The organism is Streptomyces yamdrokensis (genome assembly GCF_053890455.1).
This window is the reverse complement of sequence record NZ_CM132679.1, coordinates 5,822,537-5,836,218: the sequence shown is the minus strand read 5'-3', so window position 1 is coordinate 5,836,218 and position 13,682 is coordinate 5,822,537. Positions and strand designations below refer to the sequence as shown.

At 71.3% G+C, this 13,682-nt stretch carries 10 protein-coding genes; 5 read left to right on the top strand and 5 right to left on the bottom strand.

Annotated features, from left to right (window positions below):
- Nucleotides 1-25 precede the first annotated feature (25 nt).
- Nucleotides 26-2,482 carry a DNA gyrase/topoisomerase IV subunit A gene (locus ACWZEH_RS25925; protein WP_456193499.1) on the top strand — a complete coding sequence of 819 codons (2,457 nt, stop codon included), beginning with the start codon at nt 26-28 and terminating at the stop codon, nt 2,480-2,482.
- Here ACWZEH_RS25925 and ACWZEH_RS25920 read toward each other — a convergent pair.
- Nucleotides 2,479-3,603 (bottom strand): CobW family GTP-binding protein, encoded by a 1,125-nt coding sequence (locus ACWZEH_RS25920; protein WP_456193498.1) that lies wholly within the window; start codon nt 3,601-3,603, stop codon nt 2,479-2,481. The two genes, ACWZEH_RS25925 and ACWZEH_RS25920, sit on opposite strands and share 4 nt — an antisense overlap.
- A gap of 260 nt (nt 3,604-3,863) precedes the next feature.
- Here ACWZEH_RS25920 and ACWZEH_RS25915 point away from each other — a divergent pair, with 260 nt between their 5' ends.
- The 3 genes from ACWZEH_RS25915 (at nt 3,864) to ACWZEH_RS25905 (ending at nt 7,330) form a co-directional block, all read left to right on the top strand.
- Entirely contained in the window at nt 3,864-4,802 is a 939-nt protein-coding gene (locus tag ACWZEH_RS25915; protein ID WP_456193497.1) for a sucrase ferredoxin, read from the top strand.
- 141 nt (nt 4,803-4,943) lie between these two features.
- Complete coding sequence (locus ACWZEH_RS25910; RefSeq protein WP_456193496.1) at nt 4,944-6,653, top strand: ATP-binding protein; 1,710 nt, start codon at nt 4,944-4,946, stop codon at nt 6,651-6,653.
- Nucleotides 6,650-7,330 carry a response regulator gene (locus tag ACWZEH_RS25905; protein ID WP_456193495.1) on the top strand — a complete coding sequence of 227 codons (681 nt, stop codon included), beginning with the start codon at nt 6,650-6,652 and terminating at the stop codon, nt 7,328-7,330. The genes ACWZEH_RS25910 and ACWZEH_RS25905 overlap by 4 nt, the downstream gene beginning before the upstream one ends.
- Nucleotides 7,331-7,381: 51 nt before the next feature.
- Here the strand turns inward: ACWZEH_RS25905 and ACWZEH_RS25900 are convergent, their stop codons facing one another.
- The 3 genes from ACWZEH_RS25900 to ACWZEH_RS25890 all read right to left on the bottom strand — a co-directional run bounded on the left by ACWZEH_RS25900 (nt 7,382) and on the right by ACWZEH_RS25890 (nt 11,807).
- Entirely contained in the window at nt 7,382-8,974 is a 1,593-nt protein-coding gene (locus ACWZEH_RS25900) for a solute symporter family protein (RefSeq protein ID WP_456193494.1), read from the bottom strand.
- The gene (locus tag ACWZEH_RS25895) at nt 8,971-9,603 is read right to left on the bottom strand and encodes a DUF485 domain-containing protein (protein WP_456193493.1); all 633 of its coding nucleotides are present in this window, start codon (nt 9,601-9,603) and stop codon (nt 8,971-8,973) included. The genes ACWZEH_RS25900 and ACWZEH_RS25895 overlap by 4 nt, the downstream gene beginning before the upstream one ends.
- Before the next feature lie 80 nt (nt 9,604-9,683).
- Nucleotides 9,684-11,807 (bottom strand): DNA gyrase/topoisomerase IV subunit B, encoded by a 2,124-nt coding sequence (locus tag ACWZEH_RS25890; RefSeq protein ID WP_456193492.1) that lies wholly within the window; start codon nt 11,805-11,807, stop codon nt 9,684-9,686.
- Nucleotides 11,808-12,250: 443 nt separating this feature from the next.
- On the opposite strand from ACWZEH_RS25890, the gene ACWZEH_RS25885 reads away from it, so the two are divergent.
- Complete coding sequence (locus ACWZEH_RS25885; RefSeq protein WP_257848114.1) at nt 12,251-12,481, top strand: DUF7455 domain-containing protein; 231 nt, start codon at nt 12,251-12,253, stop codon at nt 12,479-12,481.
- A gap of 232 nt (nt 12,482-12,713) precedes the next feature.
- On the opposite strand, the gene ACWZEH_RS25880 is transcribed toward ACWZEH_RS25885, so the two are convergent.
- On the bottom strand, nt 12,714-13,586 hold the full coding sequence (locus ACWZEH_RS25880; protein WP_456193491.1) for a S1 family peptidase: 873 nt from the start codon (nt 13,584-13,586) through the stop codon (nt 12,714-12,716).
- Nucleotides 13,587-13,682 lie beyond the last annotated feature (96 nt).

Sequence of the window (13,682 nt, the reverse complement as noted above, 5' to 3'; positions counted from 1 at the left end):
ACGCTTCAGCAAGGAGCCGGCAGCGATGGCCCGCCGCAGCACGAAGACCCCGCCGCCCGACGACTCGTACGAGGAGCGGATCCTCGACATCGACGTCGTCGACGAGATGCAGGGCTCCTTCCTCGAGTACGCGTACTCGGTCATCTACTCCCGCGCCCTGCCTGACGCGCGCGACGGCATGAAGCCGGTGCACCGCCGCATCGTCTACCAGATGAACGAGATGGGCCTGCGCCCCGACCGCGGCTACGTGAAGTGCGCGCGCGTGGTCGGCGAGGTGATGGGCAAGCTGCATCCCCATGGCGACGCGTCGATCTACGACGCCCTGGTGCGCATGGCACAGCCCTTCTCGATGCGGGTCCCCCTGGTCGACGGACACGGCAACTTCGGCTCCCTGGGCAATGACGACCCGCCGGCCGCCATGCGGTACACCGAGAGCCGGATGACCGAGGCCACGAGCCTGATGACCGAGTCCATCGACGAGGACACGGTCGACTTCGCGCCCAACTACGACGGCCAGGAGCAGGAGCCCACGACCCTGCCCGCCGCGTTCCCGAACCTCCTGGTGAACGGCGCGTCGGGCATCGCGGTCGGTATGGCCACCAACATGCCGCCGCACAACCTCCGCGAGGTGATCGCGGCCGCCCGCCACCTGATCCGGTATCCGAACGCGGACCTCGACGCCCTGATGAAGCACGTCCCCGGCCCCGACCTGCCCACCGGCGGCAGGATCGTCGGCCTCCCGGGCATCCGGGACGCGTACGAGAAGGGCCGCGGCACCTTCAAGATCCGCGCGACGGTCACCGTGGAGGAGGTGACGGCCCGCCGCAAGGGCCTGGTCATCACCGAGCTGCCGTTCACGGTGGGTCCGGAGAAGGTGATCGCCAAGATCAAGGACCTGGTCGGTTCGAAGAAGCTCCTGGGCATCGCCGACGTCAAGGACCTCACCGACCGCGCCCACGGTCTGCGTCTGGTCGTCGAGATCAAGAACGGCTTCGTGCCGGAGGCGGTCCTGGAGCAGCTGTACAAGCTGACGCCCATGGAGGAGTCCTTCGGCATCAACAACGTGGCCCTGGTGGACGGCCAGCCGCTCACCCTGGGCCTCAAGGAGCTGCTGGAGGTCTATCTCGACCACCGCTTCAACGTGGTCCGCCGCCGCTCGGAGTTCCGCCGCGGCAAGAGGCGCGACCGTCTGCACCTGGTCGAGGGCCTGCTCACGGCGCTGCTGGACATCGACGAGGTCATCCGCCTGATCCGCTCCAGCGACAACTCCGCGCAGGCGAAGCAGCGTCTGATGGAGCAGTTCTCGCTGAGCGGGATCCAGACCCAGTACATCCTGGACACCCCTCTGCGCCGCCTCACCCGGTTCGACCGCATCGAGCTGGAGGCGGAGCAGGAGCGGCTGAACGCGGAGATCGAGGAGCTGACCCGCATCCTGGAGTCGGACGCGGAGCTGCGCAAGCTGGTCTCGTCCGAACTGGCCGCGGTGGCGAAGAAGTTCGGCAACGACCGCCGCACGGTCCTGCTGGACGGGGCGGCCGCACCGGTCGCCGCCGTGCCGCTCCAGGTGGCGGACGACCCGTGCCGGGTGCTGCTGTCCGACACGGGCCTGCTCGCCCGTACGGCGGACGCGAAGCCGTTCCCGAAGGGTGCGCACGCCAAGCGGGTCAAGCACGACATGATCGTCTCGGCGGTGCCGGCCACCGCCCGTGGCGAGGTGGGCGTGGTCACCTCGACGGGGCGTCTGCTGCGGGTGAACGTCGTCGACCTCCCGCAGCTGCCGGAGTCGATGCCGACCCCGAACCTCTCGGGCGGGGCGCCGATCTCGGAGTTCGTCTCCCTGGAGGACGGCGAGCGGGTGATCTGCCTGACGACGCTCGACGAGTCGTCGCCGGGCCTCGCGCTCGGCACGGAACAGGGTGTCGTCAAGCGGGTGGTGCCCGACTACCCCTCCAACAAGGAGGAACTGGAGGTCATCACCCTCAAGGAGGGCGACCGGATCGTCGGTGCAGTCGAGCTGCGCACGGGCGAGGAGGACCTGGTCTTCGTCACCGACGACGCGCAACTCCTGCGCTACCAGGCCGCGCAGGTCCGTCCGCAAGGGCGCCCCGCCGGCGGCATGGCGGGCATCAAGCTCGCCGAGGGCGCGAAGGTCATCACCTTCACGGCGGTCGATCCGGGGGTGGACGCGGTGGTGTTCACGGTCGCCGGCTCGCGCGGCACGCTGGACGACTCCGTCCAGACGACGGCCAAGCTGACGCCGTTCGACCAGTTCCCGCGCAAGGGCCGGGCCACCGGCGGTGTGCGCTGCCAGCGGTTCCTCAGGGGCGAGGACTGCCTGTCCCTGGCCTGGGCCGGCCCCACCCCGGCCCGCGCCTCCCAGAAGAACGGGACACCGGTCGGCCTGCCGGAGCCCGACCCGCGCCGCGACGGTTCGGGAGAGTCCCTGCCGAAGACGGTGGCGGTGGTGGCGGGCCCGGTCTAACCCTGCGGGTCGTCCTGGTCCTGCGGGTCGTCCTGGTCCTGCGGGCCTTCCCGGCCCTGCGGGTCGTCGGGATCGCGTACGTACCGCAGCACGCCCCACATGCCCTGCTCGTCGGTGTGTGGGGCACCGGAGTCCCCGAGGGCGTCGCTGCCGCAGGCCTCCTCCAGCTCCTTGCGCAGGGCGGCGGTGTCGATGCCGGTCCCGATGAGCACCAGCTGCGTGAGCCGCTCCGTACCGGCCGGCCAGGGCTCCGGGTAGAACCGGAGGAACCGCCCGACGGCATGCACGGCGTACCGGTTCCCGGCGTCGTACGGCCCGAAGTCGACGTATCCCTTGATCCGGTAGAGCCCTTCCTGACGACTGTCGAGGAACCGGATCAGCCGCCGCGGATCGAGGGGCGTCGCGGAGGCGAAGGACAGGCTGTCGTACCGGGCGTGCAGATGCCCGGCGTGCTCGGCACCGGCGTCGTGCCGGTGCAGGTCGTCGAAGGAGAGTTGTCCGACACGCTCCTCACCGGGCCGGCGGTCGAAGAGGAACTCCGGATCGACGCGTCCGTGCGTGGCGGGAACGACGGCGGCGCGGTCGGCGAGCGACCGCACGGCGGCGAGCACGCCGTCCGCGTCCGCCGCCCGGTCGAGCTTGTTCACGACGATCAGATCGGCGAGGCCGAGGTGCCGGTCGATCTCGGGATGCCGTGCCCTCGTCTCCTCGAACTCGGCGGCGTCCACGACTTCGACGAGCCCGCCGTAGACGATCCGGGGGTGTTCGCTGGCGAGTACCATCCGCACGAGTTCCTGCGGCTCGGCGAGCCCGCTGGCCTCGATGACGATGACGTCGATCCCGGCGGACGGCCGCGCCAGCCTCTCGAGGTACACGTCGAGCTCGCTGCCGTCGACGGCACAGCACAGGCACCCGTTGCCGAGCGAGACGGTCGAGTCGCCGAGCGCTCCGGCCACGGCCATGGCGTCGATCTCGATGGCACCGAAGTCGTTGACGACGGCGCCGACACGGCTGCCGCCGCTGTGGTGGAGGAGGTGGTTGAGCAGGGTGGTCTTCCCGGATCCGAGAAATCCGGCCAGGACGACGACCGGAATCTGCCGACCACTGCTGCGTTCCACCACGCGACCCCTCTCACGCCTGCGCGTACCCCGGCCCGCGCCTCGGCGTGCGTCCGGGAATCGACTGGCCGGCCAGGATACGCGCGGCGGACCAACTCGTGGCGCCGGGCCGTGGCAGGCCCTTGAGCGACGACAGAACGGTCCGATCCGTCTCGTTTTCCGTCCCGCGGGAAGTCGAGGGAGGCCTCCTCGGCCGTTGCGGGAACGGGACGGCCCGTGCGCCGGAAAGCCGCCTCGGGGCAACTCAGGTTAGGCTCACCTCTGTGAGTACGTGCTCAACCGCCTCCCGCGAGCTCGACGAGCCCGTCGCGGGAACCGCGGCCACCGCGAGGACCTGGCTCCTGCTGGAACAGTCCGGGCCGTGGGGCCCCAAGGCGCTCACCTCGAGCCACCTCGACCCGGCCCTGGGCCGCGCCCTGGAGGCAGCCGCGTCGGGCACCGGGGTGCGTATCGCCCTGATCAGGCGCTCCGGACGGCACGCGGACCACAGGACGCCCACCACCCGCCAGGTGTACGTGGCCCACACCGTGCCCGGCAGCACCTGGCTGCACACTGCCACGACCACGGCCCCGGAGCGCCTGCTCGACCTCGACTTCGCCGCCCTCGGCAGGGGGCACAGCGGCACCTTCGCCACGGCGCTCGGCGGGCGGCCGCACGAGGGGACCCCGCTCGCCCTCGTCTGCACCAACGGCAGGCGCGACCGCTGCTGCGCACTCCTCGGCCGCCCCCTCGCTGCCGAGCTCGCCGCCTCCGGCGTCGAGGGCGTCTGGGAGGTCACCCACCTGGGCGGACACCGTTTCTCGCCCACGGTGCTCGTGCTGCCCCACGGCTACGCGTACGGCAGGGCCGAGGCGCATGCCGTCAAGGAGGTGCTGCACAGCGCGCAGGAGGGCCGGATCGTGGTGGAGGGGTGCCGCGGGAGCTCCGCCTGGGAGCGCCCCGGCCAGGCGGCCGAGCTGGCCGTACGTACCGAGGTGGGCGAGTACGCCGCCGGGACCCTGGCCGTCGTACGGACGGACGGCGCGGCCCCGCACTGGGAGGTGCTCGTCGCGCACGCCGACGGGCGCCGCTGGCGGGTGGAGGTGGCACAGGGATCGGCCCTGCCGCCCCGCGCGGAGAGCTGCGGTTCCGCACTGGGCTCGCCCGCGCGGATGGACGTGGTGGCGGTCCGCGAGGTGACCCTGGCGACGCTCGCGAGCTGACCCGCCGTGCGCGGTCCCTCGCGGAGACCGACCGGCACCTCCTCGCGCGTGCGGGCGCGCACGGGCTCCTCCCCGTGCGTGCGGGGCGATCCGCGCCACATGCCCGCGGCCCCCGGCGGCCGTCCACGTACCGTCATGGGTATGCGCACCACTCCCTTCGTCCGCCGCCTGCGCCTCGGTCTGCCTCGGCGGGTCTTCTCGCAGGTCCTGCTGATGCAGCTGGCGATCGCCGCGGGAGTCGCGGTGCTCGCGACCGGGCTGTTCCTCGCCCCGCTCGGCGAGCAGCTGGACGACCAGGCGATGCGCCGCGCGCTCGCCATCGCCCAGACCACCGCCCAGCAGCCACAGGTGGCACGCGACCTGCGCGGCACGTCCCCGGCACCGGACGGGCCGGTACAGCGGGAAGCGGAACGGATCCGGAAGGCCACCGGCGCCGAGTACGTGGTGGTGTTGGACCGGCGTGGCGTGCGCTGGTCGCACACCGACCCCCGCAGAATCGGCGACCCGGTCTCGACCGATCCCGGCGAGGCCCTGGCGGGGCACGAGGTCATGGAGATCGACGACGGCACCCTGGGACGCTCCGCACGCGGCAAGGTCCCGCTGCGCGACGCCGACGGCGGGATCATCGGTGCGGTCTCGGTCGGTATCGCCTACGACAGTGTCCGGGCCCGGCTGATCCACGCGATCCCGGGGCTCTTCGCGTACGCGGGCGGGGCGCTGGCCGTGGGCGCGCTCGCGGCCTGGCTGATCTCCCGGCGGGTGCAGCGGCAGACCCGGGACCTCGCCTTCTCCGACATCGCGGCGCTGCTCGCGGAGCGCGAGGCCATGCTGCACGGCATCCGGGAGGGCGTCGTCGCCCTCGACCGCAGCGGCCGCGTCCGCCTCCTGAACGACGAGGCCAGGCGTCTTCTGGACCTCGGTGACGAGGCTGTGGGCCGCTCCCCCGACGAGGCGCTCGGCGCGGGCCGGACGGCCGACGTGCTGGCCGGCCGGGTGACCGGCACCGACCTGCTCACCGTCCGCGGGCAGCGTGTCCTGCTCGCCAACCGCATGCCGACCGGCGACGGCGGAGCCGTGGCCACCCTCCGCGACCGTACGGAGGTGGACCGGCTGGGCCGGGAACTGGACTCCACGCGCGGGCTGATCGACGCGCTGCGCGCCCAGGACCACGAGCACGCCAACCGCATGCACACTCTTCTCGGGCTGCTGGAGCTCGAGATGTACGACGACGCCGTGGAGTTCGTCGGCGAGGTGGTCGGCGATCACCGGGCCACGGCGGAGCAGGTCACCGAGAAGATCCGGGACCCGCTGCTCGCCGCCCTGCTGGTGGGCAAGGCCACGGTCGCGGCCGAGCGGGGTGTCGCCCTGCGGATCTCGGACCGGACGCTGCTGCCGGACCGGCTGATCGACCCCGGAGGGCTCGTCACGGTCGTCGGGAACCTGGTGGACAACGCGCTCGACGCCGTCGCGGGCTCACCGCACGCGCGTGTGGAGGTCGAGCTGCGCGCCGAGGGACGGACGGCGGTGCTCGGCGTACGCGACACCGGACCTGGAATTCCTCCGGAGCACCGGGAGTCGGTCTTCACCGAGGGCTGGTCCACCAAGAGGCCGCCGGACCACCGCGAGCGGGGCATCGGGCTCTCCCTCGTCCGCAGACTCGCCGAACGCCAGGGCGGCACCGCGACCGTGGGCGAGGCGCGGGGCGGGGGTGCGGAGTTCACCGTCGTCCTGCCCGAGGCGCTGACCGGGCCGGGCCCGCAGCCCGCCCTCACCGGGGCCTTCGGCCCTGCGACCGGCCCCGCGAGGGTCTCCGCGTCCGTTCCGCAGATCACCGAGGAGGAGCCGTCATGATCGAGGTCCTGGTCGTGGACGACGACGTCCGGGTCGCGCGCGTCAACGCCGCCTACGTCGAGAAGGTGCCCGGCTTCCACGTCGCCGGCGAGGCACACAGCGCGGCCGAGGCGCTCGGCCTGCTGGAGACGCTGCCCAAGCTGGATCTGGTGCTCCTGGACCACTACCTGCCCGACCGGACGGGGCTCGCGGTCGTCCAGGAGATGCGTCGGCACGGACACCAGACCGACGTGATCATGGTGACGGCGGCGCGCGACGTGTCCACCGTGCAGGCTGCCATGCGGCAGGGCGCGCTGCAGTACCTGGTCAAGCCGTTCGCCTTCGCGGGCCTGCGCGCCAAGCTGGAGGCGTACGCCGGGCTGCGCCGCACTCTGGACGGCGGCGGCGAGGCGGAGCAGGCCGAGGTGGACCGTATCTTCGGCGCCCTGTCGGCGTCGGCGGAACCCAGCCTGCCCAAGGGGCACTCCCCCACCACCGCGGAACTGGTGCGCCAGTGCCTGATCAGTGCCGACGGCGCGCTGTCGGCCCAGGAGATCGCCGAACGCACGGGGGTGAGCCGTCAGACCGCCCAGCGCTATCTCAAGCTTCTGGAGCGGACCGGCCGGGCCGTGCTGACCCTCAAGTACGGCGACGCGGGCCGCCCGGAACACCGTTACGTGTGGGTGACCCGTACCTGAGCGTCGTCGCACGGCCCGGCACCACGCGGGTCCACGCCACACGTGCTCGCGTCACACCGCCCCCGCGCCCGTCAGCGACCGCACCTCGGCCTCCGCGTGCTTGGCCTCGTCCGGGGTCTCGGCCGAGGTCACCGTGCCGAGCCAACCGGAGAGGAAGCCGAGCGGGATGGAGACCAGGCCGGGGTTCTGGAGCGGGAAGAGGTGGAAGTCGACGCCGGGAAAAAGGGATTCCGGACTGCCGGAGACCACCGGGGACACCAGGACCAGTACCGTCGCCGGGATCAGCCCGCCGTAGACGGCCCACACGGCGCCCCTGGTGGTGAATCCGCGCCAGAACAGGGAGTAGAGCAGCACGGGCAGGTTGGCGGAGGCGGCCACGGCGAAGGCCAGCCCGACGAGGAAGGCGACGTTGAGATCTCGGGCCAGCAGGCCGAGCGCGATCGCCAGCACGCCGATGCCGAGCGCGGCCACCCGGGCCACGGTCACCTCGCTGCGCGGTTCCCTGTCGCGGCGCCGCAGGGACGCGTACAGGTCGTGGGCGACGGACGCCGACGAGGCGAGCGTGATCCCGGCGACGACGGCGAGGATCGTGGCGAAGGCTATCGCGGCGACGATCGCGAACAGCACCGTCCCGCCGGTGGAGCCGGCGCCGCCGCCGAGGTCGAGCGCCAGCAGCGGAACCGCCGTGTTCCCCGCCGCGTTGGACCCGCGTACGGCATCCGGTCCGACGATGGCCGCGGCACCGAAACCGAGCACGATCGTCATCAGGTAGAACCCGCCGATCAGCCCGATCGACCAGATGACCGAGCGTCGGGCCGCCCGCGCGGTCGGAACGGTGTAGAAGCGGGACAGGATGTGCGGCAGCCCGGCCGTGCCCAGCACCAGCGCGAGTCCCAGACTCATGAAGTCGAACCGGGAGGTCCAGTCCCCGCCGTAGGCGAGCCCGGGGGCCAGGAACGCCTCCCCGTGACCGCTGCGCTCGGCCGCCGTGAGCAGCAGCCGGTTGAAGTCGCCGTGGAACCGCAGCAGGACGAGGAAGGTCAGCGCGATGGTGCCGCCGAGCAGCAGGACCGCCTTGACGATCTGGATCCAGGTGGTGGCCCGCATCCCTCCCATCGACACGTAGATCACCATGAGCGCCCCGACGCCGACGACGGTCCAGGCCTGCGCCGCCTCGCTCCGGCCGCCGAGCAGCAGCGCGACCAGGCTGCCCGCGCCCACCATCTGCGCCACCAGGTACAGAACGGACACGGTGACCGACGACGTTCCCGCGGCGATGCGCACGGGCCGTTCCCTCATCCGGACCGCCACCACGTCGGCGAGGGTGAACCGGCCGCAGTTGCGCACCAGTTCCGCGACCAGGAGCAGCACCACGAGCCAGGCCACCAGGAAGCCCACCGAGTACAGCATCCCGTCGTAGCCGAAGAGGGCGATCAGCCCGGAGATGCCGAGGAAGGAAGCGGCGGACATGTAGTCGCCGGCGATGGCAAAACCATTCTCCATCGGTGAGAAGAGCCGTCCGCCGGCGTAGAACTCCTCGGCCGATCCCTGCCTCCTGCGGCTCGCCCAGGTGGTGATCCCCAGGGTGACCGCGACGAACGCGCTGAACAGCAGCAGCGCCAGGACCTGGTGATCGCCCGTCACGAGGAACCGCCTCGGCCGCGCGTCAACTCCTGCGTGTCCCAGCGCAGTTCCAGCGCGGCCCGGTCCCTGCGCAGCCGCGCGTGCCGCGCGTAGGCCCAGGTGAGCAGGAACGTGGTCAGGAACTGGCCCAGCCCGGCGAGCATCCCCACGTTCACGGCGCCGGCCACCGGTCGTGCCATCAGGTCCGGCGCGGTGGTGGCGGTCACGACGTACGCCACGTACCAGGCGCAGAAGGCGATGGCGGCCGGGACCACGAACCTCCGGTAGCGGCTGCGTACTTCCTGGAACGCGGCGCTGCGCTGGACCTGGAGGTACGCGTCGGCCGCCGCCACGGCGCCTTCCCGCCCGCGCGCGTCCGGCACGACCGCTGCCCGCGCCGACGCGGGCAGCGCCTGGACCGCCGTGGGTGCTCCGGTGCCGGCTCCCTCGCCCCAGCCCGAGGCGAGGGCGTCGTACCAGGGGTCGTCGTAACCCACGCCGCCGGACGGCCCGCCGTGGAGCGGGACATGACTGCCTTCGGACCGGCCGGCGGAGCGTCCCCCGGGAGGTACGGAGCGTCTTTCGGCACATCCGGCGGGACCCTCGGGACCGCCTCCGCCCGAGTGGGGGCGGTCATCTCTTCGGCGCATGCCCAAGGATGGACAGAACGGGAAGACCCCCGGCTCCTCTTCCCCTTCTGCTTCACCCCATCAGGTGACCGCCGGCCCCCCTACGCGTCGATGCGCGACCGGTCCAGTGTCGCCGCCGAGCTGGAGATGAACTCCTTGCGCGGGGCGACGTCGTTGCCCATGAGCAGATCGAAGACCTGCTCGGCGGCCTCCAGGTCGGTGAGGTTGATCCGGCGCAGGGTGCGGTGGCGCGGGTCCATGGTCGTCTCGGCCAGCTGGTCGGCGTCCATCTCACCGAGTCCCTTGTAGCGCTGGATCGATTCCTTGTAGCGGATGTTCCTGGCCTCGAAGTCCATCAGCTTGTCGCGCAGCTCACGGTCCGAGTACGTGTACACGTACCTGTCCTGGCCCCTCTTGGGCTGGACGAGCTCGACGCGGTGCAGCGGCGGCACCGCGGCGAACACCCGGCCGGACTCGACCATGGGCCGCATGTAACGGTGGAACAGCGTCAGGAGCAGGGTGCGGATGTGGGAACCGTCCACATCGGCGTCGGTCATCATGATGATCTTGCCGTAGCGCGCCGTGTCGATATCGAACGTCCGTCCGGATCCGGCTCCTATGACCTGGATGATCGCCCCGCACTCCGCGTTCTTCAGCATGTCCGTCACGGACGACTTCTGAACGTTGAGGATCTTGCCCCGGATCGGCAGCAGCGCCTGGAACTCGGAGTTCCGGGCGAGCTTCGCCGTGCCGAGGGCGGAGTCCCCCTCGACGATGAACAGCTCGCTGCGCTCGACGTCGTCGCTTCGGCAGTCGGCCAGCTTGGCCGGCAGCGTGGAGGACTCCAGGGCCGTCTTGCGGCGCTGGGCATCCTTGTGCTGACGGGCGGCGATGCGTGTACGGGCCGCGGCGACCGCCTTCTCCAGGACCACACGGGCCTGCTGGGCGTCGTCGCGCCTGGTGGAGGTCAGGAAGGCCTTGAGCTCCCGGGAGATCACGGTGTTCACGATGCGGCGGGCCGCCGAGGTACCGAGGACCTCCTTGGTCTGCCCCTCGAACTGCGGCTCGGCCAGGCGGACGGTGACGACCGCCGTGAGGCCCTCCAAGGTGTCGTCCTTGACGACGTCGTCCTCGGCCACGCGCAGCATCTTCTTCGTGCGCAGCACCTCGTTCACCGTCTTGGCGACGGCCTGCTCGAAGCCGGCGACATGGGTCCCCCCCTTGGGGGTGGCGATGATGTTGACGAACGACCGGAGGGTCGTGTCGTAGCCGGTCCCCCAGCGCATCGCGACGTCGACGCCGAGCTCCCGGGTCACCTCGGTGGGGGTCATCTGGCCGTGCTCGTCCAGGACCGGGACCGTCTCCTTGAAGGTGCCCTGCCCGGTGAAGCGGAGGGTGTCGCAGACGGCCTTGTCCGTGGCCAGGAACTCGCAGAACTCGCTGATGCCCCCGTCGAAGCGGAAGGACTCCTCGCCCTTGCTGCCGCCGTCGCCGAGCCCGAGCTCGTCGCGGACGACGATGGTCAGGCCCGGCACCAGGAACGCGGTCTGGCGGGCGCGCTGGTGCAGGGTCTCCAGGGCCAGCTTGGCGTCCTTGAGGAAGATCTGGCGGTCGGCCCAGTAGCGCACGCGCGTGCCGCTGCGGGTCTTCGGGATCTTCTTCGTCCTGCGCAGCCCGCTCCCGGCCTCGAACTTCGCGTCCGACCCCAGGGCGGCGAAGGCGCCGGGGACACCGCGGCGGAAGCTGATCGCGTGGGTGTGCCCGCCGCGGTCCACCTCGACGTCCAGCCGCGCGGAGAGCGCGTTGACCACGGACGCGCCGACGCCGTGCAGGCCGCCGGAGGCGGCGTACGAACCGCCGCCGAACTTGCCGCCGGCGTGCAGCTTGGTCATGACGACCTCGACACCCGAGAGGCCGGTCTTGGGCTCCACGTCGACCGGGATGCCCCGGCCGTTGTCCCGGACCTCCACCGATCCGTCGTCGTGGAGGATCACATCGATGTGGTCGCAGTGGCCCCCGAGGGCCTCGTCCACCGAGTTGTCGATGATCTCCCAGAGGCAGTGCATCAGACCGCGGCTGTCGGTGGACCCGATGTACATCCCGGGGCGCTTCCGCACGGCCTCGAGCCCCTCGAGGACGAGCAGGTGCCGCGCGGTGTAGTTGGACCCGTCCCGGTCTGCTCCTGCCAGCAACGCTGTGGACGGCACGGACGTCTCGGCGGTCACGCGGTTCGCTCCTCGCTGAATTTCAGATGGGGCCCTCATGGGTAAGGGCGCGTCACTTGTCACCGGTGAGAGGGTACCGAGGCCTGGTAGAGCCGTTGTCACGCCACCCTCGTCTGAAACCTAGACTAGTCGAGAGTCGTATACCTGTTCGATCCCTCGATGGAGTGAAGCACACATCACGTTCCCTTCCAGGCATGAACCATTTAGGCTCCGGGCACGTCCTCAACAACAACCGGCAACCCGGCCGGGAGGGCCGACCACCACCGATACCACGCGAATCCGTACGACACAGAGACACGCGATACGGCACATTCGCCGCCAACCGGCAGCACTCAGCCACTTCGGAAAGATTTTTTCGAAGAGAAGCCACGAGCGGGAACGTTTTGGGGCTGGTTGGATGTTGACCCTGGTACGACAGCTCGTCGAGCTAGAGAAGAGGCGACGTGACTACTGTTCTGACCCCCGCGAGCCCACTGACGGCCGCCGATCGCTGCGACCGCTGCGGCGCCCAGGCATACCTGCGCGTCGTCCTGCTGAGCGGCGGAGAACTGCTCTTCTGCGCCCATCACGGCCGCAAGTTCGAGCCGGAACTCAAGAAGATCGCCGCCGAGATACAGGACGAGAGCGAGCGGCTGACCTCCCCGTCGGCCCCTGCCATCGAGGAAGAGCGCTGACACGGTGACTCTCTGACACCTCGCGTACGACGACGAGCCAACCCGGCACAGGCCGGCGAGAGGGGCGGCTGCCTCCGCTGCGGAGACAGCCGCCCTTTTCTCGTGCGCCCGTTCCCGTGCTCCCGTTCTCGTTGCCCGGCGCGCTCCCGCTTCCACGAGGGCTCCAGGCCTAGAAAGCCGCGGAGGTGCCGGGGGAGACCCGGGAGGCCCTCTCAGGGCTCGTCAGGCACCTTCAGGCGCCGTCGGGCGCCTTTCCGGCCTGGCGGTCCCGAGATCCGTCGAGCGTCCGCATGACCTCGGACACACGCGTGTAGACCCCGGGAGAGTCCGCCCAGCCGCATCCGCTGCCCCAGGACACCAGACCGATCAGCCTCCCCTCGGCCACCAGCGGTCCGCCGCTGTCCCCCTGACAGGCGTCCGGTCCGCCGGCCTGCTCACCGGCGCACAGCATCGTCCCGGCGCGGTACGCGCCCTCCGCTCCGCCCGGGTACGCGGCCTCGCACACGGTGTCGCGCAGCACACGCACCCGTGCCGCGTGGAGGCTGCCGGCGTAGGTCCCGAAGCCCGTGGTGTCCCCCCAGCCGTAGACGGTCGCGGGGGTGTCGGCCCCGTATCCGGGATCGCCCGCACCGGCCATGCCGATCACCGAGCCGGAGGGCAGCGGTGCGGCCAGGGTGAGCACGGCGAAGTCGCCGGAGTTGCTGACCGGGTCGTAGCCCGGGTTCACCCAGGTCTCGTGTACCGCTATCTCCTCACCCTGTTCCGAGAGCAGGTCCGTACGGCCCGAGATCACCCTGAGGTCGGGCACCCGGTCCGGACGCGCCCCCAGGACCTCCTCGTCCATGCAGTGGGCCGCGGTGAGCACGGTGGTCCGGCCGACGGCCACACCCCCGCAGAACTGTCCCGCCCGGGTACCCCCGAACCGGTCACGGCTGGACAGTGCCACGGTCCACGGGCTCTGGGCCACGTCGACCGGGAAACCGCCGACGACGATGCGGTCCGCGACCGCCGGAGCCGCCGGAGCGGCCGCTGCCAGGGGTATCGCGGTCGCGGCGGCGGCGAGGACCAGGGGCCGGGTCAGGGTCCGGGCCAGGCGACGACACATGCGCTCTCCTCACACTGGGGCATCGGTTGGACACCCAGAGTGAGACACCCCGTCCCGCGCCGCACCCGCGGATCAGCACCCGGGTCCGTCCGGCGG

Excerpts from the sequence above, each read along its gene's own strand:
- ACWZEH_RS25925 (WP_456193499.1), top strand. The coding sequence starts at position 26 with ATGGCCCGCCGCAGCACGAAGACCCCGCCGCCCGACGACTCGTACGAG.
- ACWZEH_RS25895 (WP_456193493.1), bottom strand. The coding sequence starts at position 9,603 with ATGCGCCGAAGAGATGACCGCCCCCACTCGGGCGGAGGCGGTCCCGAG.
- ACWZEH_RS25880 (WP_456193491.1), bottom strand. The coding sequence starts at position 13,586 with ATGTGTCGTCGCCTGGCCCGGACCCTGACCCGGCCCCTGGTCCTCGCC.
- ACWZEH_RS25905 (WP_456193495.1), top strand. The coding sequence starts at position 6,650 with ATGATCGAGGTCCTGGTCGTGGACGACGACGTCCGGGTCGCGCGCGTC.
- ACWZEH_RS25910 (WP_456193496.1), top strand. The coding sequence starts at position 4,944 with ATGCGCACCACTCCCTTCGTCCGCCGCCTGCGCCTCGGTCTGCCTCGG.